Below are 17,945 nucleotides of genomic sequence, written 5' to 3'. Positions count from 1 at the left end.
GAACGCGACACCGGACCCGACGCCGGACCCGACCACTGCGCGAGGCAGGTCACCATGTACGACACCCCCACCGGGCCGGTCCCGGCCGCCGGGCCGCTCGCGGGCTTCACCATCGGGGTCACGGCCGCCCGCCGGGCCGACGACCTCATCGCCCTGCTCCGCCGCCGGGGGGCCACGGTGCTGCACGCGCCCGCCCTGCGGATCGTGCCCCTCGCCGACGACACCGAACTGCTGTCCGCGACCAAGGAACTGATCGGCTGCGCACCCGACGTGGTCGTGGCCACCACCGCCATCGGCTTCCGGGGCTGGATCGAGGCCGCCGACGGGTGGGGGCTCGGCGAGGAACTGCTCGGGCGGCTGCGGGAGACCGAGCTGCTGGCGCGCGGGCCGAAGGTCAAGGGCGCGATCCGGGCCGCCGGGCTCGTGGAGACCTGGTCCCCGGGGTCGGAGTCGCTCGCCGAAGTACTCGACCGGCTGCTGACGGCAGGGGTGGCCGGCCGGCGCATCGCCCTCCAGCTGCACGGGGAGCCCCTGCCCGGGTTCATCGAGGCGCTGCGGGCGGGCGGGGCCGAGGTGGTCGGCGTACCGGTGTACCGCTGGATGCCCCCCGAGGACCTCGGCCCACTGGACCGGCTGCTCGACGCGGTGGTCGCGGGCGGGGTCGACGCGGTCGGCTTCACCTCGGCGCCGGCGGCCGCCTCGATGCTGTCCCGGGCCCAGGAGCGGGGCGTACGGGAACCCGTGCTCGCGGCGCTGACCGGCGGATCGGTGCTGTCTGCCTGCGTGGGCCCGGTGACGGCCCTGCCGTTGCAGGCGGAAGGGGTGGCCACGGTCCAGCCCGAACGCTTCCGGCTCGGCCCCCTCGTACAGCTCCTCTGCCAGGAACTCCCGGGCCGGGCGCGGGTCCTGCCGGTCGCCGGCCACCGGCTGGAGCTGCGCGGCCACGCGGTCCTCCTGGACACCGAGCTCCGCCCGGTCCCACCGGCCGGCATGGCCCTGCTGCGGGCCCTGGCCCGCCGGCCGGGCTGGGTGGTGGCCCGCTCGGAGCTGCTGCGCACCCTCCCGGGCGCGGGCCGAGACGAGCACGCGGTGGAAACGGCGATGGCCCGCCTGCGGGTGGCCCTGGGGGTGCCCAACCTGATCCAGACCGTCGTCAAGCGGGGCTACCGGCTGTCGCTGGACGCGGGGGCCTGCGCGGACTGACGGGGATCCGTTAGCGTGCCCGGATGATCATTGACGGTGTGGAGATGAGGGAGATCCGGCCGGCGGACGCAGCCGGGCTCGCCGAGGTGCTGGAGCGGAACCAGGAATACATGGCGCCCTACGAGCCCCGGCGGGCCGAGGGGTTCTACACCGAGGCCGGGCAGCTCGCGCGGATCGAGGATCTGCTCGCGGACCGGGATGGCGGGCGGGTGCGGCCCTACGTGCTGATCGGCGGCGGGGTACCGATCGGGGCGATCAACCTGGGCTCCATCGCGCTCGGGCCGCTCTGCAGCGGCGGCGTCGGCTACTGGGTCGACCAGGCTTGGGCCGGGAAGGGGCTGGCCACCGCCGCGCTGGAGGAGGTCTGCCGGATCGCCCGCGACGAGGTCGGGCTGCACCGGGTCGAGGCCGGGACCCGGGTCGGCAACCTGGCCTCGCAGCGGGTGCTGGCGAAGGCCGGCTTCGAGCAGTACGGGCTCGCGCCCCGCTACCTGCACGTCGGCGGGGACTGGCAGGACCACCGGCTCTTCCAGCGGCTGCTCCACGACGACCCGCCCGCCCTCTGATCCGACCGGCCGCTCCCACCCGGTCCCCGTCCGTCTTACCGCCGTTCGCCCTCTAGCCGCCCGCCCGCGGGAAGGGCACTCTGGGGGCACGCCGACAGTGAGGCGGTGACGGGTATGTGGTTCGACTCCGGGCGGATCTGCCTGGACCTGGTGGCCACCTTCGAGTCCCGCAGGGACGGCGGGGGCGCGGAGGGGATCGGGGACGGGGACGAGCTGCGGCTGTGGCTCGCCGGAGCCGGGCTGGTGCCCGACCGGACCCCGCTCGCCCGGGTGGGGACCGACTGGGTCCAGGCCTTCCGGCTGCTGCGCGCCGACGTCGAGAGCCTCGTACGGGCCGAGCTCGCCGGGGACGCGCCGCCCGAGGCCGCGCTGGCCCGGGTCAACGCGGCGGCCGCCGGTCCACCCCCGGGACTGTGTGCCGTACAGGACCAAGAAGGGCACCTCGTGCGGGAGTTGTGCGGCGGCGTCGAATGCGCCGGGCTGCTCGCCGCCGTGGCCCGGGACGCGGTGGAACTGCTCACCGATCCCGGGGACCGGGCGCTGCTGCGGGCCTGCGAGGGGGACGGGTGCGCCCGGGTCTACCTCGACACCTCCCGCGGACACCGGCGCCGCTGGTGCTCCAGCGAGCGGTGCGGGAACCGCGAACGCGTGGCCCGCCACCGGCGCCGCGTGCTCGAAGCCCGGCCCGGATGACCCTGCCCGGGCAGGCCGTTCCGCCCCCGCCGGACGTGATCTTCGTCTTGATCCGCGAGCCATCCCGGAACGGGCGTGCGCGCAGGGGCCCCTTCGCGTACGGTTGACGGTCGCCCATGCACGACCGAAAGGGGCCTTGGTGGCCGCGCAGAATGCCGCTGTCGACAGCACGGCGGATTCCGTCCGTGATCGGGAGATCGCGGTCGAGCAGACGCATCTCGATCACGTGTACCGACGCCTTGAGGAGAAGATCCACGAGGCCGAGTTCCTGATGAACGACGCCGCCAAGCGTGGCCAGGTCGGCACGCCCGGCGCCCTCGCCGAGAGGGACGCACAGGTCTTCCGAGCCGGAATCCACCTCAACCGTCTCAACAACGAGTTCGAGGACTTCCTCTTCGGCCGGATCGACCTGGTCCACGGCAAGGACGGGGAGCGCGGGCCGGACGGCGCGTTCACCTCCGTCGAGCCCGCCGACGACGCGATCCGCGCCGATCTGACGGCGGACATCGCCGAGACGCTCCACATCGGCCGCATCGGAGTCCTCGACTCCGACTACGCGCCGCTCGTCATCGACTGGCGGGCCCCCGCGGCCGCGCCGTTCTACCGCTCCACCCCCAAGGAGCCCGGCCGCGTAGTACGCCGTCGCGTGATCCGCTCCAAGGGCCGCAAGGTGCTCGGCGTCGAGGACGACCTGATGCGCCCCGAGGTCACCGCCTTCCTTGACGGGAGCGAGCTGCCCGCGATCGGCGACGGCGCCCTGATGGCCGCCCTCGGGCGGGCCCGCACCCACTCGATGCGGGACATCGTCTCCTCCATCCAGGCCGAGCAGGACCTCGTCATCCGGGCGCCCGCCGCCTCGGTCGCCGAGGTCGCGGGCGGACCGGGGACGGGGAAGACCGCGGTCGCCCTGCACCGCGCCGCGTACCTGCTCTACCAGGACCGGCGGCGCTACTCGGGCGGCATCCTCATCGTCTCCCCGACCCCGCTGCTCGTCGCGTACACCGAGGGCGTCCTGCCCTCCCTCGGCGAAGAGGGCCAGGTCGCCATCCGCGCGCTCGGCTCGCTCGTCGACGGGGCCGAGGCGACCACGTACGACGATCCGGCCGTGGCCCGGATCAAGGGCTCGTCCCGGATGCTGAAGGTGCTGCGCAAGGCCGTACGGGGCGCCCTGGAGCTCGGCGGCCCCGGCGGGACGCCCGCCCCCGACCGGCTGCGCGTGGTGGCCTTCGGCCGCCGCCAGGAGCTGGAGGCCCCCGACCTTGAGCGGATCCGGCAGAACGTCCTGTCCGGCACCACCCCGCTCAACCTGCTGCGCCCGCGCGCCCGCAAACTCCTGCTGGACGCGCTGTACTCCAGGTCCGGCGGGGCCGGCCGGCACAGCGACCCGGAGCTCGCCGCCGAGCTGCGCTCCGCCTTCGACGAGGACATCTCGACCGAGGACGCGTTCATCGAGTTCCTGCACGCCTGGTGGCCCGAGCTGACCCCGCGCGGGGTGCTGGCCTCCATGGCCGACGAGCGGCGCCTGGCGCGCTGGTCGCGCCGCGACCTGAACCCGCGTGAGACCCGGCAGCTGGCGCGCTCCCTGCGCCGGGTGGGCCCGGACGGCAAGGGCGCGCTGTCGGTGCACGACGTGGCGCTGCTCGACGAGCTCCAGCAGCTGATCGGCGCGCCCGCGCGGCCCAAGAAGAAGCGGGAGCTGAACCCCCTCGACCACCTGAGCGGGCTGGAGGAGCTGATGCCGACCCGCGAGGAGACCCAGTGGGAGCGGGCCGAGCGGCTCGCGGCGGAGCGCACCGAGTACGCGCACGTCATCGTCGACGAGGCGCAGGACCTGACGCCGATGCAGTGGCGGATGGTGGGCCGGCGCGGCCGGATGGGCACCTGGACGGTGGTCGGGGACCCGGCGCAGTCCTCGTGGACGGATCCGGAGGAGGCCGCGGCGGCGCGCGACGAGGCGCTGGGATCGCGGCCGCGGCGCCGGTTCACCCTGACGGTGAACTACCGCAACCCGGCCGAGGTCGCGGAGGTCGCCTCCCGGGTGCTGAAGCTGGCCGCGCCGGGCATGGAGCCGCCGACGGCGGTGCGCTCCACGGGCCTCGAGCCGCGGTTCACGGCGGTGGCGGACGATCTGCGCACCACGGTCCGGGAGGAGACCCGGCGGCTGCTGGAGCAGGTCGACGGCACGGTCGGCGTGGTCGTGGCCATGGACCGGCGGGTGGAGGCCGCACAGTGGCTCGCGGACCTGGGGGAGCGGGCGGTCGCGCTGGGCAGCCTGGAGGCGAAGGGCCTGGAGTACGACGCCACGGTGGTCGTCTCCCCGGCGGAGATCGCGGACGAGTCCCCGGCGGGCCTGCGGGTGCTCTACGTGGCCCTGACCCGTGCGACGCAGCAGCTGACGGTGATCTCCACGGCGCAGGACGCCCCGGACGCGCAGGGCGTCGCAGCGCTGCTCCAGCCGTAGCGGGGGCGGGCGGTCCGGGGCCGGGTGGCTGTTCACCCGTGGTCCTCCGGGCCGCTCAGGGCCCCGTACGCCCGTCGGTGGGGCGGTCGGCGGGACGCCCGGCGCGGGCGTACGGCTGGTTGGTCGGCGGCCACCCGCGTGGTCGGCGGAAGCTTCTGCCGGTAGGGGGATCACTTCTGGCGAACCTTTGTTAGCCTGGTGAAGGCACCGACTCGATCCAAGCCCCCGGGCCCAACCTTCGTCGCCTAGAGCGACCACTTGCCGCGAGGCGAGCATGGCGGGTCGGTGTCATAGACGTACGAATCACCAGGTCCGCGCCCTCCACTCCGGTGGTGGGCGCGGACTTTTTTGTATGGGCCACCCATTCCGAAGACCCCGAGAATCTCGTATGGTGGAAGTGTCTTTCCGAAATTTGTAGCTGGTTACCTTGTACCGGCTGGTAGGTGGGACGATCGGACAACAGGTCCTGCCGCACCTGCCGTGTTCTGGGGGCGCGCCGTAGGACCCTGCGTGTACAGAAAAACCAGGGACAGAAGAGGAACACGGCAATGGCAACGGCGCCCAGCGTCTCGTACTCGATGACGGTCCGCCTGGAAGTGCCCGCGAGCGGAACCGCGGTCTCCCAGCTCACCACCGCCGTGGAGTCCTCCGGTGGCTCGGTCACCGGCCTCGATGTAACGGCCTCCGGCCACGAAAAGCTCCGCATCGACGTCACCATCGCCGCCACCTCCACGGCGCACGCGGACGAGATCGTCGGCAAGCTGCGGGGGATCGACGGGGTCACGCTCGGGAAGGTCTCCGACCGAACCTTCCTGATGCACCTCGGCGGCAAGATCGAGATGGCCTCCAAGCACCCCATCCGCAACCGCGACGACCTCTCGATGATCTACACCCCGGGCGTGGCCCGCGTGTGCATGGCGATCGCCGAGAACCCCGAGGACGCCCGCCGCCTGACCATCAAGCGCAACTCCGTCGCAGTCGTGACGGACGGCAGTGCGGTGCTGGGCCTCGGCAACATCGGCCCGATGGCCGCGCTGCCCGTCATGGAGGGCAAGGCGGCCCTCTTCAAGCGCTTCGCCGGCATCGACGCATGGCCGATCTGCCTCGACACCCAGGATTCCGACGAGATCGTCGCGATCGTCAAGGCGATCGCCCCGGGCTTCGCCGGCATCAACCTCGAAGACATCTCCGCGCCGCGCTGCTTCGAGATCGAGGCCCGCCTGCGCGAGGCCCTCGACATCCCCGTCTTCCACGACGACCAGCACGGCACCGCCATCGTGGTCCTGGCCGCCCTCACCAACGCGCTGCGCGTGGTGGGCAAGGCAGTTGGCGACGTCAAGGTGGTCATGTCGGGCGCCGGCGCTGCCGGTACAGCCATCCTCAAGCTGCTCCTCGCGGCGGGCGTCAAGAACGTCGTCAGCGCCGACATCCACGGCGTCGTGCACGCGGACCGCCCCGACCTCGTCGACGCGGCCGCGGACTCCCCGCTGCGCTGGATCGCCGACAACACCAACCCCGAGGGCTACACGGGCACCCTGAAGGAGGCCGTGGTCGGCGCCGACGTCTTCATCGGCGTCTCGGCCCCCAACGTCCTGTCCGGCGACGACGTGGCCGCCATGGCGGAAGGCGCGATCGTGTTCGCGCTCGCGAACCCGGACCCCGAGGTGGACCCGGCGATCGCCCGCCAGACCGCCGCCGTCGTGGCCACCGGCCGCTCCGACTTCCCGAACCAGATCAACAACGTGCTGGTCTTCCCGGGCGTCTTCCGCGGCCTGCTCGACGCCCAGTCGCGCACGGTGAACACCGAGATGATGCTGGCCGCCGCGACCGCCCTGGCCGACGTGGTCGGCGAGGACGAGCTCAACGCCAACTACATCATCCCGTCGGTCTTCAACGACAAGGTCGCGGGCGCGGTCGCCGGAGCCGTCCGCAAGGCCGCCTCGGCCGCCGTGGCGGCCCCCACCTCCGCCTGATCCCCACCTTTGCCTGATCCCCGGCGCGTCGCGATCCCCGGCGCGTCGCGGGATGCGGGCCCGCCGGGCCGCCTCTAGGGTTGCGGGGATGCCCGCGTGGCCCGCGATCGGCGATCTGATGGCGTCCGGACACCATCCGGACGCCTTCTGGTGCCGACGGAGCGTCACCGCGGCGTGACTGTGGCGCTTTTCGTGTGACCCCGGCGGGTGCCGGATTGGCTTTCCCGCCGCTGGTGGGGGCAGGATGCGTAACCGGGCGAGAGGGTCTGACGTCAGACCCGGGTCCGGGGACTGTCCTAGGGCCCTGGCAGCATCGGCTTCGATCTCACGCCTCTAAGGCACGTTGAACACGGGAGTACAACATGAACCGCAGTGAGCTGGTGGCCGCTCTGTCCGAGCGCGCCGAGGTGACCCGCAAGGACGCCGACGCCGTTCTGGCCGCGCTCGCCGAGACCGTCGGCGAGATTGTCGCCAAGGGCGACGAGAAGGTCACCATCCCCGGCTTCCTGACCTTCGAGCGCACCCACCGTGCCGCTCGCACCGCGCGCAACCCGCAGACCGGCGACCCCATCCAGATCCCGGCCGGCTACAGCGTGAAGGTCTCCGCGGGCTCCAAGCTCAAGGAAGCCGCCAAGGGCAAGTAGTCCGCCCTTGTGCCGGGGGCCCCAGCGGCCCCCGGGACGGCAGTAGTACGTAGTACGAGAGGCGGCCACCCGGCACCGGGTGGTCGCCTCTCTGCCGTCCCGCCGCGCGTCCCGGGTCCCGGAACGCCAGAACGCCCCCACAGGCCCTGTACGGGGCCTCTGGGGGCGTTCTGGGACGGTCTGTGTCGATCTACGGGGCTACGGGCCTGCGGGGGCCCGGGGCCCACGGGGCTTCGCCGCGCGTCCGCCGCCCGGGCGGGGTCGCGGCGACCGCCCCGTCAGACGAGGTCGCCGCCCGGCAGCTCGACCTTGGCGCCCAGCTCCACGAGCTTCTCCATGAAGTTCTCGTAGCCGCGGTTGATCAGGTCGATGCCGTGCACCCGCGAGGTGCCCTCGGCCGCGAGCGCCGCGATCAGGTACGAGAACCCGCCGCGCAGGTCGGGGATGACCAGGTCGGCGCCCTGGAGCTTGGTGGGCCCGGAGACGACCGCCGAGTGCAGGAAGTTGCGCTGGCCGAAGCGGCAGGCGCTGCCGCCCAGGCACTCCCGGTAGAGCTGGATGTGCGCGCCCATCTGGTTGAGCGCCGAGGTGAAGCCCAGCCGGGACTCGTAGACCGTCTCGTGGACGATCGACAGGCCCGTGGCCTGGGTCAGCGCCACGACCAGCGGCTGCTGCCAGTCGGTCTGGAAACCGGGGTGGACGTCGGTCTCCAGCGCGATGGCGTTGAGCGGGCCGCCCGGGTGCCAGAAGCGGATGCCCTCGTCGTCGATCTCGAAGGCGCCGCCGACCCGGCGGAAGGTGTTCAGGAAGGTCATCATCGAACGCTGCTGCGCGCCGCGCACGTAGATGTTGCCGCCGGTGGCCAGCGCGGCGGACGCCCAGGAGGCGGCCTCCAGCCGGTCCGGGAGCGCCTTGTGGTTGTAGCCGCCCAGGCTGTCGACGCCGGTGATCCGGATGGTCCGGTCGGTGTCGACGGAGATGATCGCGCCCATCTTCTGCAGTACGCAGATGAGGTCCTCGATCTCCGGCTCCACGGCGGCGTTGCTGAGCTCGGTGACGCCCTCGGCCAGGACGGCCGTCAGCAGCACCTGCTCGGTCGAGCCGACCGAGGGGTAGGGCAGGCGGATCTTGCAGCCGCGCAGGCGCTGCGGGGCTTCCAGGTACTGGCCGCCTTCGCGCTTCTCGATGGTCGCGCCGAACTGGCGCAGCACGTCGAAGTGGAAGTCGATCGGCCGACCGCCGATGTCGCAGCCGCCGAGGCCCGGGATGAAGGCGTGGCCGAGGCGGTGCAGCAGCGGGCCGCAGAACAGGATCGGGATGCGCGAAGAGCCCGCGTGGGCGTCGATGTCGGCCACGTTGGCGCTCTCGACGTACGTCGGGTCGAGCACCAGCTCGCCCGGCTCGTCGCCGGGGCGCACGGTGACGCCGTGCAGCTGGAGCAGCCCGCGCACGACGCGGACGTCACGGATGTCCGGGACGTTGCGCAGCCGGCTGGGTCCGCTGCCCAGCAGGGCCGCCACCATCGCCTTGGGTACGAGGTTCTTCGCGCCGCGGACACGGATCTCCCCCTCGAGCGGGGTTCCACCGTGAACAAGCAGTACATCGTCGCTGATGCCGGTCATGAATCTCGCGTTCCGGGAGGGATGGGCAGGGGGCCAGTGATAAAGGGTAAGGGGCAGCACCCCCCTGTTCGTAAGGCTGACGGGGCCGTAGGACTGTCATGAATTAGCCACAACACCCTGGGTGCCCGCCAGGTGGCGGAGCGTCTCCTTCCGTGCGGGGTCCTTTCGGGCCCTCCGTGCGCCCTCCCCGCTGCCGCCGTGCGCCCTGAGCTGCGTACGCTCCGAACGCGCCGTCCACTCCCCCTCGCGGGCGAATGTGCGAGACCATGGCGCCATGACCGAGGTGTCCTCCCTCACAGGGCGGTTGCTCGTGGCCACCCCCGCCCTCGCGGACCCGAATTTCGACCGCGCGGTCGTACTGCTGCTCGACCACGACGAGCAGGGTTCGCTCGGCGTCGTCCTCAACCGGCCCACCCCGGTGGGTGTCGGCGACGTCCTGCTGCCCTGGGCCGGGCTGGCCGGCGCCCCCGGAGTGGTCTTCCAAGGCGGCCCGGTGGGGCTGGACTCCGCGCTGGGGGTCGCGGTCATCCCGGGGGAGGAGGGGCCGCTCGGGTGGCGCCGGGTGCACGGGGCGATCGGCCTGGTGGACCTGGAGGCTCCGCCGGAGCTGCTGGCCGCGGCGCTGGGAGGCCTGCGGATCTTCGCCGGGTACTCGGGCTGGGGCCCGGGCCAGCTGGAAGCGGAACTGGGCGAAGGGGCCTGGTACGTCGTGGACTCGGAGCCGGGCGACGTGTCCTATCCGGATCCGGAACGGCTGTGGCGGGCCGTGCTGCGGCGCCAGCGCAGCGAGCTCGCGATGGTGGCCACCTACCCGGACGACCCGTCGCTGAACTGACCCTGCCCGGGATCGGTACCCTGGCTCCATGAGCACTCTTGAGCCCGATCGCGGGACTGGTACGGGGACCCTCGTAGAGCCGACGCCGCAGGTGTCCCACGGTGACGGAGACCACGAGCGCTTCGCCCACTACGTCCAGAAGGACAAGATCATGGAGAGCGCGCTCGGGGGCACCCCCGTCGTCGCGCTCTGCGGCAAGGTCTGGGTGCCGGGCCGGGACCCGAAGAAGTACCCGGTCTGCCCCATGTGCAAGGAGATCTACGAGTCCATGGGCCCCGGCGGGGACAAGGACAAGGGCGGCAAGGGCGAGTAGTCCGGCCCCTCTTCGCGAGGCGTTCGCGGGACGTTTGCGAGACCTTCGCAGGACCAAGGCCCTCGGGTGCGCTGTGGCGCGCCCGGGGGCCTTTGCCGTGCCCGGAGGGCGGGTTAGGGTCGCCGCGTAAGCGTCCTGTGCGTCCTGTGAAACGTGCGTTGCGCATGCTGCAACGGTGGAGGGTTGAGACCATGCCCGAGTTGATTCCGGAACCCCGGTACGCGCGGTTCGTGCCGGGCGCCGGCGTGCTGGAGCTCGCCGACCCGCTGCTCGCCGCCGGACCCGGCACCGAGGGCACGGCCCGCTGGCTGCGCCGGGAGCTCGGCGCGGCCACCGGCTGGGCGCTGCCGGCCGCGGGGGACCCGTCCGCCGACCGCACGATCGGGCTCGTGCTGCGCCCGGAGATCGCGCGGAGCCTGGGACCCGAGTCCTACGAACTCCACGTCGCGCCCGGGTTCGTACTCCTCGAGGGAGCCGACGAGGCGGGCCTCTTCTACGCGGCGCAGACGCTGCGTCAACTGCTCGGACCCGACGCCTACCGGCGGGCGCCGCTGCCGGGAGCGGTGTGGCGGCTGCCCGTCGGGGGCCTGATGGACGGCCCGCGCTTCGGCTGGCGCGGGATGATGCTCGACGTCGCGCGGCACTTCATGCCCAAGGACGGGGTGCTGCGTTACATCGACCTGCTCGCCGCCCACAAGCTCAACGTGCTGCACCTGCACCTGACGGACGACCAGGGCTGGAGGATCGAGATCAAGCGCTACCCGGAGCTCACCGGGGTCGGCGCGTGGCGGGCCCGCAGCCGCTGGGGCCACCGGGCCTCCCCGCTGTGGAACGAGACCCCGCACGGCGGCTTCTACACCCAGGACGACATCCGCGAGATCGTCGCCTACGCCGCGGAGCGGCACGTGCGGGTGGTCCCCGAGATCGACGTGCCCGGGCATTCGCAGGCGGCGATCGCCGCGTACCCGGAACTGGGGAACACCGACGTGGTGGACACCGCCGCGCTGGAGGTGTGGGACGACTGGGGGATCAACGAGAACGTGCTCGCGCCCACCGAGGCCGTCCTGCGGTTCTACGAGGGCGTCTTCGAGGAGCTGCTGGAGCTGTTCCCGGCGGAGGTCTCGCCCTTCGTGCACGTGGGCGGCGACGAGTGCCCCAAGGCCCAGTGGAAGGCCTCCGCGGTCGCCCAGGAGCGGATCCGCGAGCTGGGGGTGGACGGGGAGGACGGGCTGCAGTCCTGGTTCATCCGGCACTTCGACGGCTGGCTCGCGGAGCGCGGCCGCCGGCTCATCGGATGGGACGAGATCCTGGAGGGCGGACTGGCCCCCGGGGCGGCGGTGTCCTCCTGGCGCGGGTACGCGGGCGGGATCGCCGCGGCGGAGGCCGGGCACGACGTGGTGATGTGCCCCGAGCAGCAGGTGTACCTGGACCACCGTCAGGCGGGCGGCGAGGAGGAGCCGATGCCGATCGGGTACGTACGGACATTGGAGGATGTGTACCGGTTCGAGCCGGTGCCGCCGAAGTTGTCCGAGCAGGCCGCGGCCCACGTGCTGGGCGCCCAGGCCAATGTGTGGACCGAGGTGATGGAGAACCAGTCCCGGGTCGACTACCAGGTGTTCCCGCGCCTGGCGGCCTTCGCCGAAGTGGTGTGGTCGCGGCTGCCCGAACCGGCCGAAAGGGACTACGAGGGCTTCGAGGCGCGGATGGCCGCGCACTACCGGCGCCTGGACGTGCTCGGGGTCGACTACCGGGCGCCCGGCGGCCCGTTGCCCTGGCAGCGCAGGCCCGGGGTGCTCGGACGCCCGATCGAGGGAGCGCCCCCGAACGTGTGACGAGCCCCCCGTGCGGATGAGGCGGCGCGGGGGCGGAGCGGTGGCAGTGCGGTTGCAGCGCGGGGTCGGAGCGGGGGCGGTACGGGGGCCGTGCGGGGGGTGGGGCGGGGTCCGCGTGAGGTCGGGCGCGGGGTCGGGCTCGGGGGTGGCGAGGTGGTGGCCGACCCTCGCGTCCGGTGTTTCGGAAGATGTGCCAGAGTTGCCACCTCCCGGCGGTGAGCACGTACCGTACGGCGGACAGGCGTGAGCGCCGGGACCGGGACATCGGGAAGGGGCAGCTGGGTTGACCACGCACGCACCGCACGCACCGCAGGCACGGGATTCGTCCCAGGGCCCCCAGGACGACCCGCAGGCGGGCAACGCGGCGGGGAACGCGTCGCAGTCCGCGGCACAGTCAGTGACGCTGCCGACCTCGCTCGACGAGGCCGTGGCGGCGCTCGCCGCCATGCCCGCCGCCGTCCCCGTCGCGGGCGGCACCGACCTGATGGCCGCCGTCAACGCCGGGCAGCTGCGGCCCGCCGCCCTGGTGGGCCTCGGCAGGATCAACGAGATCCGCGGCTGGCAGTACCAGGACGGCCACGCGCTCCTGGGCGCCGGCCTCACGCACGCACGGATGGGGCGGCCGGACTTCGCCGCCCTGATCCCGGCCCTGGCGGCCGCCGCGCGCGCCGCCGGGCCCCCGCAGATCCGCAACGCCGGCACGCTGGGCGGCAACATCGCCACGGCCGCGCCCACGGGCGACACGCTGCCCGTGCTGGCCGCCCTGGAGGCCGTGCTCGTCATCGTCGGCCCGGGCGGTTCGCGCCGGGAGGTCCCGGTCTCCTACCTGCTGGCCGGGCGGGAGATGCTGCGCCCCGGTGAGCTGATCGGCTTCGTGCGGGTGCCGTTGCTGCACGCGCCGCAGGTTTTCCTGAAGGCCACGGGACGTACGGGGCCTGGGCGCGCGGTGGCGTCCGTGGGGCTCGTGCTGGATCCCGCGCGCCGGGGGGTCCGCTGCGCGATCGGCGCGGTCGCCCCGATGCCGCTGCGGCCGCTGGAAGCCGAGCAGTGGGTGGCTTCTTTGATCGACTGGGACGGGGACCGCAGTCTGGCCCCCGAGGCACTGGACGCCTTCGGCGAGTACGTCGCCGCCGCGTGCGTGCCCGACCAGGGGGAACCGGTGGCTCCCGGAGTACTGCATTTGCGGCGGACGGTGGCCGTACTGGCACGGAGGGCCCTGGGGAGGGCGCTGAGCTCATGAGTGAGAACGAGAACACGGGTCCCGCGGGCCCCGCTTGGGGCTGGGAGCCGGTGCCGCACGGCGGCGAGTACGACTCCGAGGCGACGGCTTTCGTGAAGCTGCCGCAGGACATGCTGGACGCGCTCGGCACCGGGGAGCCCCTCGCGGCACCCGGGCACGGGTACGTGCCCCCGCCGATGATCGTGCCGCTGGGCACGGCCAGCACGGACCCCTCGGCCACGGGGACGTGGACGATTCCGGTGCAGTGGCCCGAGGCGGGCGCGGCGGTTCCGGCGGATTCGGGTGCGGGGGGCGGGGGCGGGGCTTCTGGTCCTGCTTCTGGTTCCGGTGCCGGTTCCGGTGCCCGAGCTGGTGCCGCCTCTGCCGGGGCTTCCGTGCGGGCGCCGATCCCGGCTTCGGTGCCGATTCCGGCTTCGGTGGCGGCTGCCTTCGCGGAGCCGCTCCCCGCGGAGCCCGCGGGCGAGGCGTATGCCGAGCCGTATTCCGAGACCTATCCCGATGCGTACTCCGACGCGTATCCCGATGCGTATGCGCAGCCGTTCGCCGAGCCCGCCGGCGAGTCCTTCGCGGAGCCCGTCGCCGGGCCGTTCGCCGGGTCGTACGCCGGGCCCGTCGTGGACGGGGAGCGCTCCGGGCGCGAATCGGGGGAGACCGCCGAGTGGCGGTTCCCCGGGGCGGCAGCCTCCGATGTGTGGGTGCCGGGCGGTACGGGCGACACCGGAAGCTTCGGGCAGCTCGCGCCTTCGGCCGACTGGAGCCAGGCTCCCGCGACGCTGCCGGGCGGGGCCCAGGCCCCGTGGGCGGCGCATCCCGACTTCGAGGGCGCGCGCGGGTACGTGGCGCAGCAGCCGGGTCCGGACGGCGGTCTGGGCTCGGGGGTGCTTCCGGGGGCTCCGGCCGCCGGTGGCGCGGCCGCAGCCGCCGGGGGGCCGGTCGGTGGAACCCTCGGCCGGGGGCCCCGGGTGCTCGGTGGCCCGGGGGTCGGCAGCCCGCTCGCGGCGGGGTTCGCCGAACCGGAAGGGGAGCCGGTCCATCCGGCTCCGCACGACATCGAAGCCGCCCACGGCCCGGCGCGGATCCCGGTGACGGGCGAGCGGCCGCATCCGGGGGCGGCGGAGCCCGAGCCGGCGCCTGCGCAGGCGGGGCCTGAAGGGGCCGTGCCGAGCCCGGGCGGAGCGGGGGCCGCGCCCGTCCCGGGTGAGGACGCCTCCGACCCGGCTGTGGCGGCGGGGCCGGGGGAACCGGGCGAAGGGACCCCGGGCGGGGAAGCGGCGTACGAAGAAGAAGCGGACTCCGACGGGGCGCAGGCCGAGGCCGTCGCCGGTGCCGACACCGCCATCGCTGTCGAGCACGGTGAGCAGGTCGGGCAGCACGCCCCCGTCGAGCACCACGAGCACCCGCCGGCCTCCTACGTGCTGCGCGTCAACGGCGCCGACCGGCCCGTGACCGGCGCGTGGATCGGCGAGTCCCTCCTCTACGTGCTGCGCGAGCGCCTCGGCCTCGCCGGCGCCAAGGACGGCTGCTCGCAGGGCGAGTGCGGCGCGTGCGCCGTGCAGGTCGACGGCCGGCTCGTCGCCTCCTGCCTCGTACCGGCGGCCACGGCGGCGGGCAGCGAGGTCCGCACGGTCGAAGGTCTCGCGACCGACGGGGAACTGTCGGACGTGCAAGAGGCGTTGTGCAGGTCGGGTGCGGTGCAGTGCGGGTTCTGCGTGCCCGGCATGGCCATGACCATCCACGACCTGCTGGAGGGCAACCACGCCCCCAGCGAGCTGGAGACCCGCCAGGCCCTGTGCGGCAACCTCTGCCGCTGCTCGGGCTACGCGGGCGTCATCGAGGCGGTGCGCGAGGTCGCCGCCGAGCGCGAGGCGGCGTCCGAAGCGGCCGCCGCGGCCTCGGCCGAGGCGCGCATCCCGCACCAGGCCCCGCCCGGCGAGGGCGGCATCCACGGGATGCAGGGCACGTACGACGGCCCGCGGGACGGCATGTACGACGGCTCGCGGGACGGCACGACCGACGGCTCGCACGGCGACCAGCAGGGAGGCACGGCGTGAGCGCGCACGACGCGGCGACGGTACCGACGGGCCCGGCAGGCCTGACGGGCACCGCGGGTCCGGCCGGCTCCACGGCCCTCTCCGATGGCCCGGACCGGGCGGAGGGTGCCGAGCGGGACGTCCCGCGCGGCATCGGCGCCTCCGTCCCCGCCACCGACACCCGGGCCAAGACCGAGGGCACCTTCCCCTACGCCGCCGACCTGTGGGCCGAGGGCCTCCTGTGGGCCGCCGTGCTGCGCTCCCCGCACGCCCACGCCCGCATCCTCTCCATCGACACCTCCGCCGCCGCCGAAATGCCCGGCGTGCGCGCCGTCGTCACCCACGCCGACGTCCCCGGCGCCACCACCCACGGCCGCCGGATCGCCGACCGGCCGGTCTTCGCGCACGACGTGGTCCGCCACCACGGCGAACCCATCGCCGCCGTGGCCGCCGACCACCCGGACACCGCGCGCCTCGCGGCCGCCGCGATCGCCGTCGAGTACGAGCTCCTCGACCCGGTCACCGACCCCGAACAGGCCTTCGGCGCCCCCGCCCTGCACCCCGACGGCAACCTGATCCGGCACATCCCGCTGCGCTACGGGGACCCGGACGCCACCGGCGAGGTCGTCGTGGAGGGCCTCTACCGCATCGGCCGCCAGGACCCCGCCCCCATCGGCGCCGAGGCCGGGCTGGCCGTGCCGCGGCCCGACGGCGGCGTGGAGATCTACACCGCCTCCACCGACCCGCACACCGACCGCGACCTGGCCGCCGCCTGCTTCGGGCTCGACCCGGACCGGGTACGGGTCGTGGTCACCGGGGTGCCCGGCGCCATGGCCGACCGCGAGGACGCCGCCTTCCAGCTCCCGCTCGGCCTCCTCGCCCTGCGCACCGGCTGCCCGGTCAAACTCGTAGCCACCCGCGAGGAGTCCTTCCTCGGCCACACCCACCGCCACCCGACCCTGCTGCGCTACCGCCACCACGCGGACGCGGAAGGCCGCCTGGTCAAGGTCGAGGCCCAGATCCTGATGGACGCGGGCGCCTACGCCGACGACTCCTCGGAATCCCTCGCCGCCGCGGTGGCCTTCGCGTGCGGCCCGTACGTGGTCCCGCACGCCTTCGTCGAAGGCTGGGCGGTCCGCACGAACAACCCCCCCTCCGGCCACGTGCGCGGCGAGGGCGCCATGCAGGTGTGCGCGGCCTACGAGGGCCAGATGGACAAGCTCGCGGCCGCCCTCGGCATCGACGGCGCCGAACTGCGCCTGCGCAACGTCCTGGCCACCGGCGACCTCCTGCCCACCGGCCAGACGGTGACCTGCCCGGCCCCGGTCGCGGAACTCCTGCGCGCGGTCCGCGACTACGAGCTCCCCGCGCTCCCGAAGGACGCGCCGGAGGAGGACTGGCTGCTCCCGGGCGGCCTGGAGGGCGCGGGCGAACCGGGCGCGGTGCGGCGCGGGGTCGGGTACGGGGTCGGCATGGTCCACATGCTCGGCGCGGAAGGCACCGACGAGGTGTCGACGGCCACGGTCAAGGTCGTGGGCGGCACGGCGACGGTCATCTGCGCGGCGGTCGACACCGGCCAGGGCTTCTCCACCCTCGCCCGCCAGATCGTCCAGGAGACCCTGGGCGTGGACGAGGTCGTCATGGCCCCGGTCGACACCGACCAGCCACCGGCGGGCCCCTCGGCACACGGCCGCCACACGTGGGTCTCGGGCGGCGCGGTCGAACGGGCCGCGAAAATGGTCCGCACCCAACTCCTCCAGCCGATGGCCCACAAGCTCGGCATGTCCACCGAACTCCTCCAGATCGCGGATGGCCGGATCACGTCGTACGACGGTGCGTTCTCCACGACGGTCGCGGAGGCCATAGACGGCAAGGAGCTCTGGGCGACGGCCCAGTGCCGCCCCCACCCCACGGAACCCCTGGACGCGGACGGCCAGGGCGACGCCTTCGTCGGCCTCGCCTTCTGCGCGATCCGCGCGGTGGTCGACGTGGACATCGAACTGGGCTCGGTCCGCGTCGTGGAACTGGCGGTAGCCCAGGACGTGGGCCGCATCCTCAACCCCCGCCAGCTGGCGGCCCGTATCGAAGCGGGCGTGATCCAGGGCGTAGGCGCGTCGCTGACAGAAAACCTCCGCACGGCCACAGGCCTCATCCGCCACCCCGACCTGACGGGCTACGCCCTCCCCACGTCCCTGGACGCCCCGACGGTCCGCATCGTCAAACTCGTCGAGGAACGCGACGTGGTGGCCCCCTTCGGCGCCAAACCGGCCAGCGCCGTCCCGGTGGTCACCTCCCCGGCCGCCATCGCCTCGGCAGTCCGCGCGGCCACGGGCCGCCCGGTCAACAGGCTCCCGATCCGGCCATCGGCGGCGGTGGCGGCGCCCAACTCATGACCTTGGGACCCTGATTGCACCTGCAACCCGGAACTTGGGGCTGTGGGTCGTTGTCGCTAGAGTGATTGGGGACACTGGCGACGTGCGTGTGCGAATGCGGGCGAACCTGGTGTGAACGGGGACGGGGAGCGGGGAGGCCA

Annotated in this window: 12 protein-coding genes and 1 pseudogene; 12 read left to right on the top strand and 1 reads right to left on the bottom strand. The window is 73.6% G+C overall.

The features are described from left to right. Nucleotides 1-54: 54 nt before the first annotated feature. The 6 genes from OHU74_RS13455 to OHU74_RS13430 all read left to right on the top strand — a co-directional run bounded on the left by OHU74_RS13455 (nt 55) and on the right by OHU74_RS13430 (nt 7,540). On the top strand, nt 55-1,203 hold the full coding sequence (locus tag OHU74_RS13455; RefSeq protein WP_330296629.1) for a uroporphyrinogen-III synthase: 1,149 nt from the start codon (nt 55-57) through the stop codon (nt 1,201-1,203). A gap of 23 nt (nt 1,204-1,226) precedes the next feature. Continuing rightward, entirely contained in the window at nt 1,227-1,769 is a 543-nt protein-coding gene (locus OHU74_RS13450) for a GNAT family protein (RefSeq protein WP_330296628.1), read from the top strand. Nucleotides 1,770-1,883: 114 nt separating this feature from the next. After that, complete coding sequence (locus OHU74_RS13445) at nt 1,884-2,462, top strand: ABATE domain-containing protein (RefSeq protein ID WP_371619671.1); 579 nt, start codon at nt 1,884-1,886, stop codon at nt 2,460-2,462. Nucleotides 2,463-2,601: 139 nt separating this feature from the next. Beyond that, on the top strand, nt 2,602-4,923 hold the full coding sequence (locus OHU74_RS13440; RefSeq protein WP_371616110.1) for a UvrD-helicase domain-containing protein: 2,322 nt from the start codon (nt 2,602-2,604) through the stop codon (nt 4,921-4,923). Between the two features lie 548 nt (nt 4,924-5,471). After that, the gene (locus OHU74_RS13435) at nt 5,472-6,896 is read left to right on the top strand and encodes an NAD-dependent malic enzyme (protein WP_371616109.1); all 1,425 of its coding nucleotides are present in this window, start codon (nt 5,472-5,474) and stop codon (nt 6,894-6,896) included. A gap of 362 nt (nt 6,897-7,258) precedes the next feature. After that, a complete protein-coding gene (locus OHU74_RS13430; protein WP_007264399.1) occupies nt 7,259-7,540 on the top strand; it encodes an HU family DNA-binding protein in 282 nt (93 codons plus the stop codon). 278 nt (nt 7,541-7,818) lie between these two features. Here the strand turns inward: OHU74_RS13430 and murA are convergent, their stop codons facing one another. Continuing rightward, nucleotides 7,819-9,162 (bottom strand): UDP-N-acetylglucosamine 1-carboxyvinyltransferase, encoded by a 1,344-nt coding sequence (gene murA, locus OHU74_RS13425; RefSeq protein ID WP_371616108.1) that lies wholly within the window; start codon nt 9,160-9,162, stop codon nt 7,819-7,821. A 274-nt stretch (nt 9,163-9,436) separates the two neighbouring features. Here murA and OHU74_RS13420 point away from each other — a divergent pair, with 274 nt between their 5' ends. The 6 genes and pseudogenes from OHU74_RS13420 (at nt 9,437) to OHU74_RS13395 (ending at nt 17,805) form a co-directional block, all read left to right on the top strand. Continuing rightward, nucleotides 9,437-9,997, top strand: coding sequence for a YqgE/AlgH family protein (locus tag OHU74_RS13420; protein WP_330296624.1), 561 nt, complete (start codon nt 9,437-9,439; stop codon nt 9,995-9,997). A gap of 28 nt (nt 9,998-10,025) precedes the next feature. Continuing rightward, nucleotides 10,026-10,310: a DUF3039 domain-containing protein gene (locus OHU74_RS13415; RefSeq protein ID WP_267758818.1), complete on the top strand. Its 285-nt coding sequence runs from the start codon at nt 10,026-10,028 to the stop codon at nt 10,308-10,310. Between the two features lie 191 nt (nt 10,311-10,501). Further along, the gene (locus OHU74_RS13410) at nt 10,502-12,142 is read left to right on the top strand and encodes a beta-N-acetylhexosaminidase (RefSeq protein ID WP_371616107.1); all 1,641 of its coding nucleotides are present in this window, start codon (nt 10,502-10,504) and stop codon (nt 12,140-12,142) included. A gap of 188 nt (nt 12,143-12,330) precedes the next feature. Further along, nucleotides 12,331-13,382 (top strand): annotated as a pseudogene (locus OHU74_RS13405) (xanthine dehydrogenase family protein subunit M). Continuing rightward, nucleotides 13,379-15,433, top strand: a complete 2,055-nt coding sequence (locus OHU74_RS13400; RefSeq protein ID WP_371616106.1) for a 2Fe-2S iron-sulfur cluster-binding protein — start codon at nt 13,379-13,381, stop codon at nt 15,431-15,433. Before OHU74_RS13405 ends, OHU74_RS13400 begins: the two are co-directional and overlap by 4 nt. Continuing rightward, nucleotides 15,430-17,805 (top strand): xanthine dehydrogenase family protein molybdopterin-binding subunit, encoded by a 2,376-nt coding sequence (locus OHU74_RS13395; RefSeq protein ID WP_371616105.1) that lies wholly within the window; start codon nt 15,430-15,432, stop codon nt 17,803-17,805. The genes OHU74_RS13400 and OHU74_RS13395 overlap by 4 nt, the downstream gene beginning before the upstream one ends. Nucleotides 17,806-17,945: the final 140 nt, after the last annotated feature.

Origin of the sequence: Streptomyces sp. NBC_00454 (assembly GCF_041434015.1) — a bacterium.
Lineage (GTDB): Bacteria > Actinomycetota > Actinomycetes > Streptomycetales > Streptomycetaceae > Streptomyces.
This window is presented reverse-complemented; position numbering and strand designations above follow the sequence as displayed.